Below are 19,781 nucleotides of genomic sequence, written 5' to 3'. Positions count from 1 at the left end.
TCACACCTCTTCGAACGATGCGAGGTACGCGGCATACTCTTCGCGTTCACGGTCGATGCCGCAGTGCGGTTCTGCGTACACCCCGTCGAATACGGCGAGCGGCTCGCGGGTGACCATACCGAGGCACGCCGCTCGCATCTCTCGAGCGATCTTGTCGGCATCGGCGTGCGCCGCGGCGATCTGTTCATCGTCGATCTCGCCGAGGCCCCGAAGATACGCTTCGATTCGAGCGATCGGGTCACGCTGCTTCCACGATTCGAGCTCTGCGGGATCGCGGTATCGGGTCGGGTCATCCGACGTCGTGTGCGGCCCCATGCGGTAGGTGACCGCCTCGAGGAACACCGGCCCCTTCCCCGATCGCGCATGCGCAAGTGCCCAGCGCATGGCCGCCATGCACGCGAGCACATCGTTGCCATCGACGCGGAGGCTCGGGATGCCGAAACCGGGAGCTCGCCCGGCAATCGGATACTGCGATTGCACTGACACCGGCTCTGAGATCGCCCAGTGGTTGTTCTGGCACACGAAGACGACCGGCGCCTGGTACGAGGCTGCGAAGATCATCGCCTCATTGACGTCTCCCTGGCTGGTCGCACCGTCGCCGAAGTAGGTGACAGCAACCTCAGGAGCGTTCTCGTGCTTGATGCCCATGGCGTAGCCCACCGCGTGCAGAGTCTGCGCGCCGATGATGATCTGCAGCGGAGCTATCCGCATCTCCAAAGGATCGAACGGCGCCCCTTCTTCGCCGCGCCAGACCCGCACGAAGTCGCCGGGCTGTGCGCCGCGCGCGTAGAGCACTCCGGTCTCGCGGTAGCTGGGGAAGATGAAGTCGATCGGATCGATCGCGCGGGCAGTGCCGATCTGCGCTGCTTCCTGGCCGTTGCAAGGCGCCCACAGACCCAGTTGCCCCTGACGCTGCAGGGCGATGCCTTCGGAGTCGATGCGGCGCAGGATCACCATGTCGCGGTGCAGTCCGCGAAGCTGCTCTGCATCGACGTCAGCGACGAGCGCATCGAGCGCGGGGTTGCTCAGTCGGGTGCCGTCCGGCGCGATGAGCCTCTCAACGAGCTCAAGATCCTGGGCGGTGTCTGTGATCGGGGTGGTGTGCGATGACATCTTCGTCCTCCTGTCGGGTGAGTCCCTCGTGAGGACCAGCACGCCTGACGCCGACAGCTCCGTCGGTCACTTCGAGGCTACGTCTGTTTATCAGCACGCTCAAGCATTCACAGTTCGCCTGAGCATGTTGCCCAATATTGGCACTCTTCACCTGCTAGGGTTTGGCACTATGTCCACGCTTGATCGAGTAGATCTCGAACTGCTCACTGCGCTGTCAGAAGACCCCCGAACAACTGTCGTCGCACTTGCCGAACGGCTCGGCCTATCGCGCAACACCATCCAGGCGAGAATGGCCAGGCTCGAGCAGACCGGCGTCTTCCTCTCGTACGAGCGATCCTTCTCAGCAGAAGTGCTGGGCTTTCCTCTGCAGGCGTTCATCAACATCGGACTCCGGCAGACCGAACTGCCGCGGATCACCGCCGAGCTTGCGCGCATTCCCGAGGTTCTTCAGGTGCACGGCCTGAGCGGATCGATCGACCTGCTCGCACGTGTCGCGTGCCGTGACGCGCGGCATCTGTTCGATACAGACGCGCGCATCCTTTCCATCGAAGGCGTGGAACGCACTGAGACCTCGCTTGCGATGGGCGAAGTGATCCCCTATCGCGTGGCAGGTCTCATCGGTCTCGCGAAACGGGAACCCTGAGAAAACGACGGATCGCACCAGCAGCCTCGGCGGGCGTCTCATAGTGGATGAGGTGACCGACGTCGGCGATTTCGACAAGCTCTGCTTCGGGGAACATCAGCGCCAAGCGCCGCTCGTCCTCGATCGGAGTGATGTCGTCGTGCTGCGCAGCCACCAGCAGAGTCGGTACGTCGATCTCAGGCGCGAACGCTCGCACATCGTTCGAGACGCTGGCCACGAACGCGTCGCGCAGGACATCGCGATCGGCGAACCTCGAGAAGTACGTGTCGTGCTGATCGTGGATGAAGCGGCGCAGAGCCGCATCTGCGGTCTTCGCCATCGCGATGCTCGTTCCGCGCACGATCAGCCGGTTCCGCAGCAGCGCTGTCCCGATGCGCGCCGGGAGCTTCGCGCCGAGCGCGTAGTAGAACACGGCGAGCTTGGTGAGAACACCCTTCGGACCGTCCAGGGCAGGAGCGCCGATCGGATTGATGAGTATCAGCTGCGGCGTCTGGAGACCACCGGCGACAGCGGCAGACGTCACGATCGAACCGAATGAGTGGCCGAGGATGACAGCGCCAGGTGCGACGGCTGCGGCGAACTCGCGCAGCCACTGCGCGTATGCCTGGAGGTCGTGGACGCCACTGGGAAGGGGTTCGGTCTCGCCGAAGCCGGGCAGGTCGGGCGCGATCACGCGGAGCTCAGGAAGGAAAGCGAGCACGGGCTCCAGACCGTGATGCTCGCCGCGGAAGCCGTGCACGGCGATCACCGTCACAGGTTCTACCGAGTCAGTGGCAGGCCCGTACACCCAGTATGCGGTCTTGCCACCCGAGACCTCGACCTCGTGTCGCTCGACGGGAAGGCGACTCAGCCTGTCGGCATATGGCGAGGGCACGGGCATGCCTTCAGTCTACGGGCGCGCCTGCGTCGCAATGTCCGAGGCCGTCCCTAGCGTGAGAGAAGACAGAGGAGAACTTCATGGCACTCGATCTGGAATTGCCGACCTGGCTCGGACGCATCGGCGTCTTCGACCTCGAGACGACGGGCATCGATGTCGGAACTGATCGCATCGTCACCGCTTACGTCGGTGTGCTCGATTCCCACGGCGATGAGGTCGCCGCCCGATCATGGATCGCCGACCCGGGAGTCCCGATTCCTGACGGTGCGGCCGCGGTGCATGGGATCACCACCGAACGCGCCCAGCGCGAAGGCCGAGATGCCCGCGAAGTCGTCGCCGAAATCGGGGCTTCGCTGAGCTCGCTGTTCGCTCAGGGGCTCCCCGTGGTCGCCTACAACGCTTCGTATGATTTCTCACTGCTCGCTCATGAGTGCCGCCGGCACGATGTCGCGATTCTCGAGACCCCCGGTCCGGTCATCGATCCGCTGGTGATCGACAAAGCTGTCGACCGGTATCGCAGAGGCAAGCGCACTCTCGAGTTCGTCGCGCAGCACTACGGTGTGACGCTCGACGGTGCGCACGAGGCATCCGCAGACGCCATTGCTGCCGGCAGAGTCGCACAGGCGATCGCAAGGGCGTTCCCGCTCGCGACGTCCGCGCAAGAACTGCACGCACAGCAGATCGGCTGGGCCCGGACGCAAGCCGAAAGCCTCACGGAGTACTTCATCCGCATCGGTCGCATCGAACCCGAAGACGCTCTCGACGGGCAGTGGCCTGTGCGAGAAGCCGCGCACGAAACGCGCTGAGACCACGAAGAAGGCCCCGCCGAAGCGGGGCCTTCTCTGCGTTGCCGGAAGCTTACTTGCTGCCGCCGAAGCCCTTGAAGCGCTGGTTGAACTTCTCGACGCGACCGGCCGAGTCCATGATGCGCTGCTTACCCGTGTAGAACGGGTGCGAAGCCGAGGAGATCTCGACGTCGATGACCGGGTACTCCGCGCCATCCAGCTCAATCGTCTTGTCGCTGGTGACCGTCGAGCGGGTCAGGAAGGTCTCGCCCGAGCCGAGGTCGCGGAACACGACGTTCTTGTAGTCGGGGTGAATGTCAGTCTTCATGCGGAATCCTTGGATTGCGGGGTGCGTACAGAATGAAAGTCAAAGGGTGCAGAAGCACCAAGGGTCAATATTAGCAGATGCCCGCTCACGACGTGGCACGCGCTGCGTAGCGTCCGTCTTCGGCCGAGAGCGCGATCGGCATGCCGAACGCTTCGGTCAGAGCATCCGCCGTCAGCGTCTCCTGAATCGGGCCCGCCGCGACGATGGCGCCTTCGCGAATCAACAGCACGTGGGTGAATCCGACCGGTATTTCTTCTACGTGATGGGTCACCATGACCATCGCCGGCGTCGTCGGAGATGACGCGTACCCGCTGAGGAGGCCCAGAAGCTCTTCACGGGCCCCGAGATCCAGCGAAGCAGTCGGCTCATCGAGCAGCAGCAGCTCAGGGTCGGTCATCACCGCACGCGCGATCTGCACGCGCTTCTGCTCGCCGTCGCTGAGCGTGCCGAAGGTCCGATCGGCGAGGTGGTCGAGCTTCCACTCACCCAGTACACGCAACGCGCGGCGCTCGTCGATGTTCTCGTACTTCTCGTTCCACCGGCCAGTCACTGAGTAAGCAGCGGTGAGCACGACGTTGAGGACGGTCTCCTCGCCGGGGATACGCCTTGCCATTGCCGACGACGCGAAACCGATGCGCGGGCGGATCTCGAAGACGTCACTGCGCCCGAGAGTCTCGCCGAGAATCGTCACTGTTCCACCCGTCGGGTGCATGAGCGTATCGGCAAGCTGAAGCAGAGTGGTCTTGCCCGCTCCGTTCGGGCCGAGCACCACCCATCGCTGGTCGTCTGCAACCTGCCAGGTCACATGATCGACGATGTTGCGCCCGTCACGGCGCACGACGACATCGGTGAAATCAAGAGCACTCGGCATGTTTCCCAGCCTAGACGCTCTCGTCGATCAGCTCGGCGTAGAGCGACCTCGTCGTGTCGGCGATCGCCGCCCAGCTGAACTCATTCGTGGCACGTTCGCGCCCCGCCTGCCCGTACGCGCGCGCCCGCGCAGGATCCGAGACGACTTCGGTGAGGACCCTGGCAAGATCGGCGACGAACCGGTCTGGGTCGGTCGGGGTGCCTGTGCCGTCCTGCACCTGCTCGATGGGCACGAGCCGTCCGGTGACACCATCAGCCACGACCTCGGGAATGCCGCCGGTTGCCGTGCCGACGACTGCCGCACCGCACGCCATGGCTTCGAGATTTACGATGCCGAGCGGTTCGTATACCGAAGGGCACACGAACGTGGTCGCTGCGGCGAGAATCGCGCTGAGCTCATCCCGCGGCAGCATCCGCTCGATCCAGATCACTCCCCCACGCGTCTGCTGCAGTCGTCTGACGCCTTCTTGGATCTCGGTCATGATCTCGGGCGTGTCGGGCGCACCCGCGCACAGCACCAGCTGCACATCCGGCGGCAGCAGCTCTGCGGCGCGAAGCAGGTAGGGCAGCCCCTTCTGGCGCGTGATCCGCCCGACGAATACGACGGAGGGCCGATTCGGATCCATCCCGATCTCGTCGAGGAAGCTCGGGTTGTCCACGGGGCGCCATCGCTCGACATCGATGCCGTTGTAGATCACGTGCACACGATCGGGGTTCACCCGCGGGTACGCGCGCAGGATGTCGGCACGCATGCCGGCGGAAACGGCGATGACGGCATCCGCATTCTCATACGCGAGCTTCTCCACTCCACCGGAGACGGCGTACCCACCGCCGAGCTGTTCCGCTTTCCACGGCCTCAGCGGCTCAAGGCTGTGCGCGGTGATCACGTGCGGGATGCCGTGCAGCTGTGCGGCGAGGTGTCCTGCGAAATTCGCGTACCAGGTGTGACTGTGCACGAGATCGGCACCGGCGACGTCGCCGACCATCAGCAGATCGGTTCCGAGAGTCTGCAGCACCTGGTTCTGCCCCAGAAGCTCGACAGGCGTCTGATAGGACGTCGTGCCCGGTTCTGACCGCTCAGCGCCGAACGCGCGCACCTGCACATCGATGGAGGATCGCAGCGCAGCGGCCAGTTCCGCAGCGTGCACTCCCGCTCCGCCATAGATCTCGGGCGGGTACTCCTTGGTGATCATGTCGACGCGCATGCTTGAACGCTAGTACAGCGACACGTTCGGGTTCTATTGTGGAGCCATGGCAGCCCCAAAGAAGGTTTTCGGCATCATCCTCGCCGGCGGAGAGGGCAAGCGTCTCATGCCCCTGACCGCAGACCGCGCAAAGCCCGCCGTACCCTTCGGCGGCCAGTATCGGCTCATCGATTTCGCGATCTCGAACCTCATCAATTCCGGTCTCCGGCAGATCGTGGTGCTCACTCAGTACAAGTCGCACAGTCTCGATCGCCATATCACCCAGACCTGGCGGATGTCCTCGCTGCTCGACTCCTACATCACCTCCGTGCCTGCCCAGCAGCGTCTCGGCAAGCGCTGGTTCTCGGGCTCGGCCGACGCCATCCTGCAGAGCCTCAACCTCATCAATGACGAAAAGCCCGACATCGTGATCGTGATCGGCGCCGATCACGTGTATCGGATGGACTTCCAGCAGATGCTCGATGCGCACATCGCCTCCGGTGCAGAGGCGACTGTCGCCGGCATCCGCCAGCCGCTCGCCCTTGCGGATCAGTTCGGTGTGATCGACGCCGATCCGGACGGATCGGGACGCATCCGCGCGTTCCTCGAGAAGCCGACGGATGCTGAGGGGCTGGCGGACTCGCCGCACGAGGTCCTGGCGTCCATGGGCAACTACATCTTCAATGCCGATGCTCTGATCGCGGCTGTTGAAGCCGACGGGGAAGTCGCCTCCTCCAACCACGACATGGGCGGCGACATCGTCCCGTACTTCGTGGACCGTGGCACCGCCGGATATTACGACATGAAGAACAACGACGTGCCGGGGTCCTCCCCGCGCGACCGCGCGTACTGGCGCGATGTCGGAACCATCGATTCCTTCTTCGACGCCCACATGGACCTCATCGCCACGCTTCCCGTCTTCAACCTGTACAACACGCTGTGGCCGATCCGCACGCAGAGCGTCAACGCGCCGCCGGCCAAGTTCGTCCGCGATGCCGTCGGTCGTATCGGCAACACCATCGACTCGATTGTCTCCCCCGGTTCGGTTCTCTCCGGGACGCATCTGGAGCGCAGTGTGATCGGTCCTGGCACCCTCGCGGCCGGCGGATCGACGATCACCGACTCGGTGCTGTTCGATGGCGTTGTCGTCGGCCAGGGGGCGAGAGTGCACAGAGCCATCCTCGACAAGAACGTGGTGATGCTCGATGGGGCCACAGTCGGCGTCGACAGGCAGCGAGATCTCGACCGCGGCTATACCGTGACGGAGTCGGGCATCACGATCGTCGGAAAGGGCGAGCTGGTCGAACTCTGATCAGGGCCGCACCCCACCTGGCGCTATTGTCGATCGTGTGACTGCAGCGCGCTTCCTCGTCGTCCTCGATGCCGATTCCACCCTCATCCGCAACGAGGTGATCGAGCTCCTCGCCGACGAAGCGGGGAGGCGCGAAGAGGTGCAGGCCGCGACCGAGGCCGCGATGCGCGGCGAGGTGGATTTTGCGACCAGTCTTCGCTCACGAGTGCAGGCGCTGACAGGCATCTCGACGGATGCTTTCGAACGAGTTCGCGCGCGCATTGAGCCGACCGCGGGAGTCCGCGAACTCACTTCGGCTGTTCACGAGCGGGGTGGGGTGGTCGGTGTCGTCTCCGGCGGCTTCCACGAGATTCTCGATCACATTGCTCCCGCCCTGGGCGTTGACCGCTGGCGCGCCAATCGCCTCACGGTTACCGATGGCGTGCTCACCGGCACAGTCGATGGTGAGATCGTGGATGCGGCAGCCAAGGCCGCCTCTCTCCGGGAGTGGGCCGACGAGCTCGGCGTCCCGTCGCACGCAACAATCGCGATCGGTGACGGCGCCAATGACCTGCAGATGATGGCAGTCGCAGGACTCGGAATCGCATTCAACGCGAAGCCCGCAGTGCGCGCGATCGCAAGCCTCGTCATCGGACCGCAGGATCTGCGCGAAGTCATCGCGCTGCTGCCCTGAACGGGCCACGGTTAATGAATCAGTGGCCCATGCCCAGCCCGCCGTCAACGGGAATGACGGCGCCTGAGATGTAGGCGGCATCCGCGCCCGCAAGCCACGTGACCACGCCCGCGACCTCGTCCGGCGTTGCGAATCGCGCTGCCGGGATGTTGGCCTTGTACTGCTTCTGCGTCTCTTCGGGAAGCTCCGCAGTCATGTCCGTCTCGATGAATCCGGGGGCGACCACATTGGCAGTGATCCCCCGTGCACCCAGTTCGCGGGTGACAGAGCGAGCAAAGCCCACCAGAGCACTCTTCGATGCGGCGTAGTTCACCTGCCCCGCCGATCCGTAGAGTCCGACGACGCTGGAGATGAGGATGATGCGGCCGAAGCGCGCACGCAGCATGCCCTTCGATGCGCGCTTGACGACGCGGAAGGTTCCACCGAGGTTCGTCGAGACGACGCTGTCGAAGTCCTCCTCGGTCATCCGCATGAGCAGGGTGTCCTTGGTGATGCCGGCGTTGGCGACGAGGATCTCGACAGGTCCGAGTGCGGCCTCGACCTCGGTGAAAGCAGCATCGATGGACACGGCATCCGTCACATCGGCGCGCACAGTGAGGGTACCCTCCGGACCTTCACCGCTGCGCGCGGTGACCGCGACGCGGTAGCCCTCGCGCACGAAGCGCTCGGCGATCGCACGACCGATGCCGCGATTTCCGCCAGTTACCAGGACGACACGCTCTGAACTCATGATTGCTCTCCCACCGGGTTCTACGATCTGCCGAGTGACCGGCCCGGGCCATCCTATCCGGATGCCAAAGGCCATCCGTGTCCCGCTCCGCGGCGTAGGCTTGGAGCACCGTGAAACACTCACATGCCGCCCCTGTGACGTCCCTCCCGCAATCCCCGCAGGAGGAGGCGACCGCTCGTGTGCGCCGGTACTGGATCACGATGGGGATCCGCATGGCCTGCTTCGCGCTGACCGTGCTCGTAACCCCGTACGGCTGGTACACCTGGGTGTTCGCCTTCGCCGCGGCGATCCTGCCGTATATCGCAGTGGTCTTCGCGAACGCGGTGAGTCCGACCGCGACGCCGCCAGCGGAGTCGCCGGTGCAGGAGATCACCGCCGCACTTCGCACGGAAGAGAGCCCTGCAGATCCGACCGTGATCACCATCCGCGAACGTCCCGCTGTCGCCGAGCGCCCCGAAGAGGACGAGAAGTGATGCACGAATGCTCTCGAGCCGGATGCCGACGTGAGGCGACCCAGCAGATCGTCTGGCGAAACCCGCGAATCCACAGCGCGGACCGCGAGAAGATCTGGCTGGCGTGCGACGAGCATGCGTCCTTCCTGCATGACTACCTCGCGGCGCGCGACTTCCCCGTCGCCGTGCGTGAGGGGCTGCCGGAGTGAACAATCGTTTCGTGCGCTGGGGCGTCTATCTTCTGGTCGCGATCGGATTCGCGGGCGCCTGCGTGTTCCTCTCGAACTGGCAGTTCGATCGCAACGAGAGCCGTGCTGAGGACATCGCGCTCGTCGAGCAGAACTATGATGCCGATCCAGTGCCGCTTCGCGATCTGATCGGTGCCGATGGCGAGATGCGCCCCGGTGATGAATGGCACCCCGTCATCCTTCAGGGCGAATACCTCGCGGACGAACAGCTGCTCGTGCGCAATCGTCCGCACGGCGGCACAAGTGCTTTCGAGGTGCTCGTGCCGTTCCAAGACGACGATGGCCGCGTCTTCATCGTGGACCGAGGATGGGTGGCGCCGGGCGAAGGTGCCCTACCGGACGCTGTCGCGGCGCCGCCTACGGGCGAAGTGACGGTCATCGTGCGGTTGCGACCGGGAGAGCAGCTGCCGTCTTCGGGACGAAGTGCCCCCGAGGGCCAGGTTCCCACGATTCATCTGCCGACGATCGCCGCAGAACTCTCCGGCGACGTCATCGTGAGCGGCTACGGCCGGTTGGTGGAAGAGAGCCCCGCCCCGGATGCCGCGCTCGGCGCATTCGAGTCTCCTACTGAAGATCCCGGCCCGCACCTTTCCTACGCGATTCAGTGGATCCTGTTCGGCGTGATGGGATTCATCTTCATCTTCTACATCATCCGCACCGAGGTGCAGAAGCATCGCGAAGAGCTCGAAGGTCGCCCGACGCCCGAGAAGAGGCGACGACGGCGTGATCAGGATGCTGACGCCGAGGACGATCTTCTGGATGAGGCGAATCTGTCCGTCTGATCGTGCCTGTGTGATCAGTAGATGAGACGTCAGTCGCTGAGCAGGTCGGGGCGGCGCGCCCTGGTTCTTTCGATCTGCTGTTCACGGCGCCATGCGGCGATGGCGGCATGATTGCCGCTGAGCAGCACGCCGGGGACCTCACGGTCACGCCAGGTCGAGGGCTTCGTGTACGAGCCGTACTCCAGAAGCCCGTCTTCGTGTGACTCTTCGACGAGGCTCTCGGGGTTGCCGACCACGCCGGGAACGAGGCGTCCGATCGCTTCGATCATTGCCATTGCTGCGACTTCTCCACCGTTGAGGACGTAGTCTCCGAGGCTCACCAGACGAACTTCACCGAGCGTCGCGGCATACTCGAAGACTCGCTCGTCGATGCCCTCATATCGACCGCAGCCAATGATGAGGTGATCGTGTTCTGCGAACTCGCGAGCGGTGCTCTGGCGGAACACCTCGCCCGCGGGAGAGGGGAAGATGATCGTCGGCCTGGATGAACCCGCAAGCTCGTCGAGCGCAAGGCCCCAGGGCTCCGGCTTCATCACCATGCCCGCTCCCCCGCCGTACGGGGTGTCGTCGACGGTGCGATGCCGGTCGCTCGTCCAGTCGCGCAGGTCGTGGACGTGCAGATCCAGGAGGCCGTTCTCTCGCGCCCTGCCCAGCAGGGAGAGGGTCAATCCATCGAAGTACGACGGGAAGATCGAAACGACGTCGATGCGCATGGGCTGATCGTAACGATCGATCACTCAGCGGAGTCGGCCGCGGAATCTGCGACCTCTTCGAAGAGGCCAGCAGGAGGAGTGACGAGAATGCGGCCCTCGTTGATCTCGACCGCAGGGACGATGGCCTCGACGAAAGGCACCATGACCTCGTCGCCAGTAGCCTTCGCCTTGACGATGAGGAGGTCCTGAGCCGGGAGGTGCTCCACGCGGACGACCTCACCGATCACCTGCTCGTCGCGAACGACGTCGAGGCCCACGAGCTGATGGTCGTACCAGGCGTTGTCTTCAGGCTCGTCAGCATCCTGATCGATCCAGAGGATGGCGCGAGCGAGCGCTTCGGCTCCCTCGCGGTCGTCGACGCCCTCGAAGAAGACGACGGAATTGCCGTTCATCACCCGGTACTCGCGAACGGTGATGGACTTGCCATGCCACGGAGATGCCTCAGGCACCTGCAACGTGAATTCGGCTCCCGGAACGAAGCGACGTTCCGGGTTGTCGGTGTACAGCTCGAGCTTGAGAGCGCCCTTGAGGCCGTGGGCCTTGACGAGGCGCCCTACGCGCAGCTGGTTCTTGCCCTGATTGCGATCGCTGGCGACCACGTCAGTCGTCCGCGACATCAACGCGGACACGCTGCCCATCCGCCAGTGCGGAGATGAGCGTGCGCAATGCTTTTGCGGTGCGGCCGCCGCGCCCGATCACGCGCCCACGGTCGTCGGGGTGCACACGCACCTCGAGCAGATCGCCTCTCGGCGACGTGGATGCGGTGATGCGAACATCTTCAGGATGATCAACGATCCCCTTGACGATGTGTTCGAGCGCGGCGGCGAGCACAGCGATTACTCTGCGTCGGCGGCGGGAGCCTCAGCGGCCTCCGCGTCGGCTGCGGCGGGAGCCTCCTCGACGGGAGCCTCCTTCTTCTCGACCTTGGGCTTGACGACCGACTTCTTCGCCGAGTCGATCTCGAAGGGAGCCTTGGGCTCTGCGACCTGAACGGTGGACTTCGCGTCCTTGTCGCCCTTGAACTTGCCCCAGTCGCCCGTGAGCTTGAGGATTGCGGCAACCTGCTCGGTCGGCTGCGCGCCGACGGAGAGCCAGTACTGCGCACGCTCGGAGTCGACCTCGATGAACGAGGGCTGCTCGGTCGGGTGGTACTTGCCGATCTCCTCGATCACGCGACCGTCGCGCTTGGTCTTCGAGTCGGCGACGACGATGCGGTAGTAGGGCGCACGGATCTTACCGAAACGCTTGAGACGAATCTTTACAGCCACGATTCTCCTGAATGGTGTGGAAGGAACGAACTGATCGCCTGGAGAGTGGGGTGCACACCCGGCGGAAGCTCAAATGAGTGGGCGCGATCTGGATAGAGGGTCGAGATCGTCGTCCGACCCTCTATTCTGCCAGATTCCGGGGCCAGTCGCGAAACGAGACCGGAAGCATGCCCCCGTGTCGCGAAGTCTGCATGTCAGACTATGCACGTGACTCAAGAATTTGCCGACTCGCCTCGCTCGACTGTGGGGTTGGAGTGGGAGATCATGCTCGCTGATCCGGAGACCGGCGATCTCGTGGGACGGGCACCCGAGCTGTTGGATGCACTGGAGGATGAGAGTGCTCCGGAGCGCCATACCGTCACGGGTGAACTACTCACCAACACGATTGAAGTTACCAGCGGAGTAGGTGAGTCCGTCGCGCACGCCATTGGCGACATCAGCAACGCGATCACTGCGGTGCGCGCTGCCACCGATCCCGCCGGCGTCGAGTTGCTCTCCGCCGGCAGCCACCCATTCGCACAGTGGTTTGATCAGCAGGTCACTGATAAGTCGCGCTACCACAACCTCATCGAGCGCACCCAGTGGTGGGGGCGCAACATGATGATCTGGGGCATCCACGTGCACGTCGGCGTCGAGGATCGCGACAAAGTCTTCCCGATCATCAACGCACTTACCGCGTATCTTCCGCATCTGCAGTCGCTCTCGGCATCGAGCCCATTCTGGGCCGGTGAGCGCACCGGATACGCGTCGAACCGTGCGCTCGTCTTCCAGCAACTCCCCACCGCAGGACTCCCCTGGCCGCTGCACTCCTGGGCCGATTTCGAGGGTTACCTCGAAGACATGGTCCACACCGGTGTGATGGCAGACGCATCCGAGGTGCGGTGGGACATCCGTCCCGCGCCGCGATGGGGCACTATTGAGGTGCGCGCGTGTGATGGCCTTTCCACGCTCACAGAGCTCGCCACGGTCGGAGCCTTCGTCCAGGTACTCGTCGAGCATTTCTCCCGCCTGCTCGACGAGGGTGAAACGCTGCCGACGATGCCGGCATGGTTTCACCGCGAGAACAAGTGGCGCGCTGCCCGCTATGGTCTTGAGGCGCGCGTGATTGTCGATGCCGACGGCACTCAGCGGCTCTTGCGCGAGCATCTTGCCGAGATTGTTGCCACGCTGACGCCGGTGGCGAAGGATCTCGGCTGCGCGACCGAGTTCGCGGGCGTCATAACGATTCTCGATAGCGGCGCAAGCTACGAGCGTCAGCTCGCAATCGCGGATGCCTCGTCCGGAGACTTGCACGCGGTTGTGCACCACCTCATCCACGAGTTCCGCTCGGGACCCGTGGCTCCGGTGGTCTGAGCGGTTAGTCCTCTTCGACCCAGTCGAACGTGCGGGTCACGGCTTTCCGCCAGCGCGCCAGGCGCTTCTCACGCTCAGCGTCATCGATCTGCGGTTCCCACCGCTCGTCTTCACTCCACATAGAGCGAAGCTCGTCCACGTCTTTCCAGACACCGACGGCAAGACCGGCCGCGTATGCCGCGCCGAGAGCTGTCGTTTCGATAACGGCTGGGCGGATGACGGGAATGCCCAGCACATCCGCCTGAAACTGCATGAGTGTCGTGTTGCCGACCATTCCACCGTCGACCCGCAGCTCCTTGAGTGCATCGCCGGTTTTGGCATCAGTGTCAGCGATGACGGCATCCAGAACTTCACGAGTTTGAAAGGCAACGGCCTCCAGCGCCGCACGGGCGATGTGCCCCTTGTTCGCGAAGCGCGTCAGGCCGAGAATCGCGCCACGCGCGTCCGGGCGCCAGTAGGGCGCGAACAAGCCAGAAAATGCGGGCACGACGTAGACGCCGCCGTTGTCTGGAACACTCAGCGCGAGTTCTTCTACCTCGGATGACTCCGAGATCAGGCCCAGGTTGTCGCGCAGCCATTGCACGAGTGAGCCAGTGACAGCGATCGACCCCTCGAGCGCATACCGCGGCGCGTCATCGCCGAGCCGATACGCGACCGTCGTGATCAGTCCGTTCTTGCTCTCGACGATATCTTCGCCCGTGTTCACGAGAAGAAAGTTTCCCGTGCCGTAGGTGTTCTTCGATTCGCCGCGGTCGAAGGCCGCCTGTCCGAATGTGGCTGCCTGCTGGTCACCGAGGATCGATGCGATCGGGATACCGTCGAGTGCAGTGCCGACAGTCGTGCCGTAGGTCTCGGATGACGAGCGGATCGCAGGGAGCATCGCGCGCGGCACCCCGAACGCCTCCAGCAGCGCGTCATCCCAATTGAGCGTGCGCAGATCCATCAGCAGGGTGCGACTCGCGTTGGTCACGTCTGTGGCGTGAACTCCCCCCTTGGGTCCCCCAGTCAGGTTCCAAAGCACCCAGGTGTCGGGCGTGCCGAACAGCAGCTCGCCGTCTTCCGCCCGTTTCCTCGCACCATCGACGTTGTCGAGGATCCAAGCGATCTTGGATGCCGAAAAATAGGTGGCGAGTGGAAGGCCAGTCGCATCGGCAAAGCGACGCACGCCGCCGTCAGCTGCGAGCTTGTCGATGAGCGGCTGGGTGCGGGTGTCCTGCCAGACGAGGGCGTTGTGGATGGGCTCACCGGTCGTGCGATCCCAGACGATGACGGTCTCGCGTTGATTGGTGATGCCGATCGCCGCGACGTCAGAGGCGTCAATGCCTGCTGTCTCGATAGCCTCGCCGATAACGGTCTGGGTGTTCGTCCAGATTTCCGCCGCATCATGCTCAACCCAGCCCGACTGGGGGAAGATTTGCGCATGCTCGCGCTGACCGATGGCGACGACCTTGCCCTTCGTGTCGAAGATGATGGCGCGTGTGCTCGTGGTGCCCTGATCGATGGCGACGATGTGCATAAGTGTTCTCTCCAGCCGATGACGGCATTGTCTGCTTTGCACGACAGCCTAGAAGACGACGGACGTTTGGTTTGTCCTGCCTGCACGAACGTGCATGCGCCGAGCCGTCTCAGGCGTCGACGAGTTGCTCGGCGAGATGCTCGTCCAGCACGAGATCGGTGATGAGTCGTGTGGCGATTGCTCCACGCAAGCTTGGGAGCTTTTGAACGCCAGAGACGACACAGACGCGCCGAGATGCTCTGGCGAGCACCCCAAATGCGGGACCCGTGGCCCTATTGTTCAGTTCGATGTCCTTCCAACTACCGTCCTGCCGGTAAAAGACAGTCGCGATGTCGCCGACAACCTTCTCGTCACGCAGACTGCGATAGTCACTGCGCTCGAGGTAGCCACCGATGTACACCCGGCTCGGTACCTCCGAGAACGGCGAGCCGAGCCCGAAGAGGATGACATCGGCACGCGCCTGCAGGTCCAGCACCCGACGCGTACTGCGTTCGCGCCACATCGCCTCTTTCGTCCCAGGATCGTCGAAGAAGGCCGGCACCGGAAACTGCTGAATGCTGGCGCCAAACGACTGACCGAAGCGGTGCAGGATCTCACTCGCGTAATCCACCCCGCTCGTGAACGTATTTCCTGCACCATTGAGCTGCACGACGGTCGAGTTGTGTGTCTCTTTCTTGGGCAGATGCCTGCTGATGGCATCCAGAGTCGATCCCCATGCGATGCCGAGCATCATATTCGAGTCGAAGAAGAGCGGCAGCAGGCGTGCGGCGCTCATGGCCACCCGCTCGAAGCGCTCGACATCCGAGAGCCCCTGCGGCGTGGGTACGACGTGCGCGGCGATGCCGAAACGCGCACGAATCGCCTCTTCGAGACGCAACTCCTGGCCCTGTGGCGGATGAATCTGAATCTCTACGAGGCCGGTGTCGCGTGCGTGGCTGAGCAGACGCGACACGGATGAGCGTGAGGTGGCCAGTTCGCGAGCGATGGCATCCATCGTCATGTCCTGCATGTAGTACATCTGCGCCGCACGCAAAGCCGTGGCGGCTCGCGGGTCGCCTAGCGACGAATCGCTCATCTTTCCCCCTCTGCACGTTCGTTCACGTTGGTTGCGCGATTGTGCTGACCGGCCCAGACTATATCAAGAGCAACCAAGGAGAAACGATGAGCGCTACCAACATCACCCCCATCGAGCGAGAGAGTGTCCGAGCTGCTCGAGAGAGCGCACGCACCAGCGTCGTGATCATTGGCGCCGGGATCAACGGTATCTCCGCATTCCGAGATCTCGCCATGCAGGGCATCGATGTGCTGCTCATCGAGCGCGACGACTTCGCCTCCGGTGCAACAGCAGCATCAAGCCACATGATTCATGGCGGCATCCGTTATCTCGAGAACGGCGAGTTCCGGCTCGTCAAGGAGTCGGTGCAGGAGCGCAATGGCCTGCTGAAGATCGCGCCGCACTATGTGAAGCCCCTTGAGACAACCATCCCGATCTACTCGACGTTCTCCGGTATCTTCGCCGCTCCCCTACGTTTTCTTACGCACAAGCAGGGCAAACCGCAGGAGCGCGGCGCGTTCCTGATCAAGATCGGATTGACGCTCTACGACACATTCTCCCGCGATGGCGGCAATGTGCCGCGACACCGCTTCCACGGTCGCAAGAAGTCGCTTCAGCAGCTGCCGAAACTTGACCACGACATCAAGTACACCGCCACGTACTACGACGCTTCCGTTCATGACCCAGAGCGCCTCGCTCTCGACGTGCTGCGCGATGGCGATGCTGCTCACTCGGGTGCACATGCGCTCAACTACGTCGAGGCCATCGGTCTCGACGATGAAGGCGTTTTGTTGCGTGATCGCGAGACCGGTAACGAGTTCCATGTTGCCGCTGACGTCGTCGTGAACGCATCCGGCCCGTGGACCGACCTCACAAACGAGGCGCTCGGCACTGATACCGCATTCATGGGCGGCACCAAGGGCTCGCACATCGTCCTCGACCACCCCGAGCTCCTTGATGCGACGGCCGGTCGTGAGATCTTCTTCGAGCACTCCGATGGCCGTATCGTCCTGATCTACCCGCTCAAGGGCCGGGTGCTGGTTGGCACGACCGATCTCGAAGCTGATCCGCGCGAGCCTGCTCGGTGCACCGAGGAAGAAGTGCAGTACTTCTTCGACCTGATCCGGCACGTCTTCCCCACGATTGAGGTCGACCGTTCTCAGATCGTCTACCGCTACTCCGGCATCCGTCCGCTCCCGCACCACGATGAGACAGCCCCCGGGTTCGTGTCGCGCGACTACCGCATCGAGCGCCGAAAGGATGCCGGCCTGCCCGCTGTCTTCAGCCTCGTCGGCGGCAAGTGGACGACGTTCCGTGCACTCGGTGAGACCCTTGCCGATCAGGTGCTCGCTGAGCTTGGTCGACAGCGCCTCGTGAGCACCGTTGGCGTGCGCATCGGCGGTGGCAACGCATACCCGCGCACCGCACGTCGGAGGATCGAATGGCTGCGAGAGAACGTCGGCGACACTCAGCGCGGCCGCGTGCTCTTCACCCGGTACGGCACACGTGCAGCTGACGTTGCGGCGTTCCTCGCAGAGGCGGATGACGCGGCCGTCGTCGGGGACGCGCTCTCGACGCGTGAACTGCTGTGGATGGTCGAGAACGAATTCGTCCGCCACGTCAGCGACGTCGTCTTCCGTCGCACTGACCTGGCTTTCACCGGGGATGCCGACGCCGCCGCCATCACCGCGATCGCTGAGGCTCTCGCACCTGTGCTGGGCTGGAATGCTGAGCGGATCTCAGCAGAGATTGATGGCGCACTCACGGTGCTCGCCGAGGCCCACGGTGTCGATTCAGATGAATCGAAGTCACACGCAGCAGGGTGATCTGAGCCACCCGCGCACGTTTGTGCAGATTCCACTTTTCTCCACCCTCGGGCCGTTAACGGTGCCATACGCTCGGGCCGGGGCCCACGTCTTGGATTCCCAGGGTTTCCTCAGGGTCACCCCCAACCACCTTCATAAAGGAGTGAACGGATGAAGATCGGACTTCTTCGCCGGAATGCGTTCTGGCTCGCGTTGTCGCTTGTCCTCTGCCTCGTCTCGGCAGTCGGGGCATCTATCGTGCAGACGGCTGCGGGGACCGTGACGGTAAAGGATCTCCAGTGGGAGACATCCTCTGGCCGCACCTTGAATGCACTGCTGTTCGTACCGGACAGCGCCACCGCTGATAACCCAGCGCCAGCGGTCGTGGTCAGCCACGGTTGGTGGAACAACCGCGAGATGCAGGACGCGAACTACGTCGAACTCACTCGTCGTGGTTTCGTTGTTCTCTCCATCGACATGTACGGCCACGGCAACTCGGATCCCCTGCCCGCGGACGAGCTCGAGGTTGGCGGCACGGGACTCTACGACGGCGTCAAACTGATCGCTGACCTTCCCTACGTCGATACATCGCGAATCGGAGTCAGCGGCCACTCGAACGGAGCGCGCGCCGCGAACTTCTCCATCGTTATTGACAACGCGGCTGACAAGCCGCTGATCGCCGCCGTCTTCCTCGTCGACAACGAGGCGATGTACACCGATGCGGATGGCGCCTACGCCAACCTCTACGGAACACGCGACGTCGGTCTTGTTGCAGACCAGTACGACGAGTTCTTCTTCCGCAGTTACGACGCGGAGGGCAACGTGCTCACCCCCCCGCGGGAGTTCGCCACCACCCCGAACGCACAGTCCTTCCTGAAATTTGGCACCGACCCTGCTGACGGCGAAACCCGCGATGTCGACACGGTCTACACGGAGTCAATCGACGGTGAAGACGCCATCCGTATTCTGCACACGCCAGCACAGACGCACCCCTGGGGGACGATCTCGAAGTACACGGTGGCTGATCAGGTGGAGTTCTTCGACACCACACTCGGCGCTCCGAATTCCTTCGAAGCCACCTCGCAGGTTTGGCAGATCAAGGAATTCTTCACGGCACTCGGCCTGATCGGCTTTGGCATATTCCTCGTCGCCTTCACCCGTGCACTTTTGTTCACCCGCGCATTCGCCGGGCTTCGAACAACCGGTCTCGCGGCGGCGCAACCGGTTGGACGTCGCGGACAGGCGTGGTTCTGGGGCGGACTCATCGTCTCGACAGTGATCTCCGCGTGGTCGTACGTGTGGCTCAGCCAGCAGCCGTGGCTCAATGGGATCGTCTTCAATGCCGTCCCAAATATCGTGCCAACCGGTTCCGTGTACTTCATCGCCGTGTGGGCTGCAATCAACGGTGTAGCCGCAATCATCATCATGGCGCTCTCGTACTACCTATTCGGAAAGAAGAACGGGGTTCGACTTCGCGAGATGGGGATCTTCCCCGGTTGGATGAAGCTCTTGCAGAGTGCGGGGCTTGCGCTCGTCGTCACGATCGCCGCTTTTGGTCTGGTGTTCGTCGCAGACTACTTCTTCAAAACCGACTTCCGGCTCTGGGTCATCGCGTTGAAGTGGTTCCCTCAGGACAAGATTTGGTACGCATTCTTCGTTCTGCCATTGTTCCTCGTGTACTTCGTGGCGAACTCGATCGCGCTCAACGTATTCAACCGTTTCACGCTCGGCGGCAAGGAATGGCTCAACACTGCTGCGCTCGCACTGTTCAACGCGCTAGGTCCGATCGTGCTCGTTATCGCACAATATGTGACGTTCGCCTCGTCTGGTCACTTGATACCCGGTTTCGCCGGTATCGCGAGCATTTGGTTGTTCCCCGTCGTTGTGATCCTCGCGGTGACGGCGATCATCTCGCGCAAAATCTACCGAGAAACGAACAACCCGTACATCGCGGGCTTCATCAACGCGGCGGTCGTCGCGATGATGGCGGTGTCTAACTCACTCGTCATCACATACTGATCCACGCAACGAAGGATGCCCCGAACCTCACGGTTCGGGGCATCCTTCGTGTTTGG

22 protein-coding genes are annotated in these 19,781 nt (G+C 63.2%); 10 read left to right on the top strand and 12 right to left on the bottom strand.

Annotated features, from left to right (window positions below):
• Positions 1 to 1,113 (bottom strand): pyruvate dehydrogenase (acetyl-transferring) E1 component subunit alpha, encoded by a 1,113-nt coding sequence (gene pdhA, locus ACN0RC_RS11345; RefSeq protein ID WP_417511781.1) that lies wholly within the window; start codon positions 1,111 to 1,113, stop codon positions 1 to 3.
• A 169-nt stretch (positions 1,114 to 1,282) separates the two neighbouring features.
• Here pdhA and ACN0RC_RS11340 point away from each other — a divergent pair, with 169 nt between their 5' ends.
• A complete protein-coding gene (locus ACN0RC_RS11340) occupies positions 1,283 to 1,756 on the top strand; it encodes an Lrp/AsnC family transcriptional regulator (RefSeq protein WP_417511779.1) in 474 nt (157 codons plus the stop codon).
• Here the strand turns inward: ACN0RC_RS11340 and ACN0RC_RS11335 are convergent.
• A complete protein-coding gene (locus tag ACN0RC_RS11335; protein ID WP_417511778.1) occupies positions 1,728 to 2,636 on the bottom strand; it encodes an alpha/beta fold hydrolase in 909 nt (302 codons plus the stop codon). The two genes, ACN0RC_RS11340 and ACN0RC_RS11335, sit on opposite strands and share 29 nt — an antisense overlap.
• Before the next feature lie 77 nt (positions 2,637 to 2,713).
• Between ACN0RC_RS11335 and ACN0RC_RS11330 the strand changes: the two genes are divergently transcribed.
• Entirely contained in the window at positions 2,714 to 3,439 is a 726-nt protein-coding gene (locus tag ACN0RC_RS11330) for a 3'-5' exonuclease (protein WP_417511776.1), read from the top strand.
• Between the two features lie 52 nt (positions 3,440 to 3,491).
• On the opposite strand, the gene ACN0RC_RS11325 is transcribed toward ACN0RC_RS11330, so the two are convergent.
• From ACN0RC_RS11325 to glgA, 3 genes are all read right to left on the bottom strand, one after another.
• On the bottom strand, positions 3,492 to 3,746 hold the full coding sequence (locus ACN0RC_RS11325) for a type B 50S ribosomal protein L31 (RefSeq protein WP_417511774.1): 255 nt from the start codon (positions 3,744 to 3,746) through the stop codon (positions 3,492 to 3,494).
• A gap of 85 nt (positions 3,747 to 3,831) precedes the next feature.
• Positions 3,832 to 4,617 carry an ABC transporter ATP-binding protein gene (locus ACN0RC_RS11320; protein WP_417511772.1) on the bottom strand — a complete coding sequence of 262 codons (786 nt, stop codon included), beginning with the start codon at positions 4,615 to 4,617 and terminating at the stop codon, positions 3,832 to 3,834.
• 10 nt (positions 4,618 to 4,627) lie between these two features.
• Entirely contained in the window at positions 4,628 to 5,821 is a 1,194-nt protein-coding gene (gene glgA, locus ACN0RC_RS11315; protein WP_417511770.1) for a glycogen synthase, read from the bottom strand.
• Between the two features lie 46 nt (positions 5,822 to 5,867).
• On the opposite strand from glgA, the gene ACN0RC_RS11310 reads away from it, so the two are divergent.
• Together ACN0RC_RS11310 and serB are read left to right on the top strand one after the other, a co-directional pair.
• Positions 5,868 to 7,112, top strand: a complete 1,245-nt coding sequence (locus tag ACN0RC_RS11310; protein ID WP_417511768.1) for a glucose-1-phosphate adenylyltransferase — start codon at positions 5,868 to 5,870, stop codon at positions 7,110 to 7,112.
• A 37-nt stretch (positions 7,113 to 7,149) separates the two neighbouring features.
• Complete coding sequence (gene serB, locus ACN0RC_RS11305; protein ID WP_417511766.1) at positions 7,150 to 7,785, top strand: phosphoserine phosphatase SerB; 636 nt, start codon at positions 7,150 to 7,152, stop codon at positions 7,783 to 7,785.
• Positions 7,786 to 7,804: 19 nt separating this feature from the next.
• On the opposite strand, the gene ACN0RC_RS11300 is transcribed toward serB, so the two are convergent.
• A complete protein-coding gene (locus ACN0RC_RS11300) occupies positions 7,805 to 8,515 on the bottom strand; it encodes a beta-ketoacyl-ACP reductase (RefSeq protein ID WP_417511764.1) in 711 nt (236 codons plus the stop codon).
• Between the two features lie 110 nt (positions 8,516 to 8,625).
• Here ACN0RC_RS11300 and ACN0RC_RS11295 point away from each other — a divergent pair, with 110 nt between their 5' ends.
• The 3 genes from ACN0RC_RS11295 to ACN0RC_RS11285 are packed head-to-tail and all read left to right on the top strand — an operon-like array spanning position 8,626 to position 9,997.
• Positions 8,626 to 8,988, top strand: a complete 363-nt coding sequence (locus ACN0RC_RS11295; protein ID WP_417511763.1) for a DUF3099 domain-containing protein — start codon at positions 8,626 to 8,628, stop codon at positions 8,986 to 8,988.
• Positions 8,988 to 9,176, top strand: a complete 189-nt coding sequence (locus ACN0RC_RS11290) for a hypothetical protein (RefSeq protein WP_417511761.1) — start codon at positions 8,988 to 8,990, stop codon at positions 9,174 to 9,176. Before ACN0RC_RS11295 ends, ACN0RC_RS11290 begins: the two co-directional genes overlap by 1 nt.
• Positions 9,173 to 9,997 (top strand): SURF1 family protein, encoded by an 825-nt coding sequence (locus ACN0RC_RS11285; protein ID WP_417511760.1) that lies wholly within the window; start codon positions 9,173 to 9,175, stop codon positions 9,995 to 9,997. The genes ACN0RC_RS11290 and ACN0RC_RS11285 overlap by 4 nt, the downstream gene beginning before the upstream one ends.
• Positions 9,998 to 10,026: 29 nt before the next feature.
• Here ACN0RC_RS11285 and trmD read toward each other — a convergent pair whose 3' ends face one another.
• The 4 genes from trmD to rpsP are packed head-to-tail and all read right to left on the bottom strand — an operon-like array spanning position 10,027 to position 11,978.
• Positions 10,027 to 10,710 (bottom strand): tRNA (guanosine(37)-N1)-methyltransferase TrmD, encoded by a 684-nt coding sequence (trmD, locus tag ACN0RC_RS11280; RefSeq protein WP_417511758.1) that lies wholly within the window; start codon positions 10,708 to 10,710, stop codon positions 10,027 to 10,029.
• Positions 10,711 to 10,730: 20 nt separating this feature from the next.
• Complete coding sequence (gene rimM, locus ACN0RC_RS11275) at positions 10,731 to 11,327, bottom strand: ribosome maturation factor RimM (protein ID WP_417511755.1); 597 nt, start codon at positions 11,325 to 11,327, stop codon at positions 10,731 to 10,733.
• A complete protein-coding gene (locus ACN0RC_RS11270) occupies positions 11,311 to 11,541 on the bottom strand; it encodes an RNA-binding protein (protein ID WP_417511754.1) in 231 nt (76 codons plus the stop codon). Before ACN0RC_RS11270 ends, rimM begins: the two co-directional genes overlap by 17 nt.
• Positions 11,542 to 11,546: 5 nt before the next feature.
• Positions 11,547 to 11,978 (bottom strand): 30S ribosomal protein S16, encoded by a 432-nt coding sequence (gene rpsP / locus ACN0RC_RS11265; RefSeq protein WP_417511752.1) that lies wholly within the window; start codon positions 11,976 to 11,978, stop codon positions 11,547 to 11,549.
• Between the two features lie 207 nt (positions 11,979 to 12,185).
• On the opposite strand from rpsP, the gene ACN0RC_RS11260 reads away from it, so the two are divergent.
• Complete coding sequence (locus ACN0RC_RS11260; RefSeq protein ID WP_417511750.1) at positions 12,186 to 13,331, top strand: glutamate--cysteine ligase; 1,146 nt, start codon at positions 12,186 to 12,188, stop codon at positions 13,329 to 13,331.
• Between the two features lie 4 nt (positions 13,332 to 13,335).
• Here the strand turns inward: ACN0RC_RS11260 and glpK are convergent, their stop codons facing one another.
• Together glpK and ACN0RC_RS11250 are read right to left on the bottom strand one after the other, a co-directional pair.
• The gene (glpK, locus tag ACN0RC_RS11255) at positions 13,336 to 14,847 is read right to left on the bottom strand and encodes a glycerol kinase GlpK (protein WP_417511748.1); all 1,512 of its coding nucleotides are present in this window, start codon (positions 14,845 to 14,847) and stop codon (positions 13,336 to 13,338) included.
• Positions 14,848 to 14,956: 109 nt separating this feature from the next.
• Positions 14,957 to 15,922, bottom strand: coding sequence for a sugar-binding transcriptional regulator (locus ACN0RC_RS11250; RefSeq protein ID WP_417511746.1), 966 nt, complete (start codon positions 15,920 to 15,922; stop codon positions 14,957 to 14,959).
• Between the two features lie 86 nt (positions 15,923 to 16,008).
• Between ACN0RC_RS11250 and ACN0RC_RS11245 the strand changes: the two genes are divergently transcribed.
• The gene (locus ACN0RC_RS11245) at positions 16,009 to 17,727 is read left to right on the top strand and encodes an FAD-dependent oxidoreductase (protein ID WP_417511745.1); all 1,719 of its coding nucleotides are present in this window, start codon (positions 16,009 to 16,011) and stop codon (positions 17,725 to 17,727) included.
• 150 nt (positions 17,728 to 17,877) lie between these two features.
• Positions 17,878 to 19,725 (top strand): alpha/beta hydrolase, encoded by a 1,848-nt coding sequence (locus ACN0RC_RS11240; RefSeq protein WP_417511743.1) that lies wholly within the window; start codon positions 17,878 to 17,880, stop codon positions 19,723 to 19,725.
• Positions 19,726 to 19,781: the final 56 nt, after the last annotated feature.

Origin of the sequence: Microbacterium sp. (genome assembly GCF_048259935.1) — a bacterium.
GTDB lineage: Bacteria > Actinomycetota > Actinomycetes > Actinomycetales > Microbacteriaceae > Microbacterium.
This window is presented reverse-complemented; position numbering and strand designations above follow the sequence as displayed.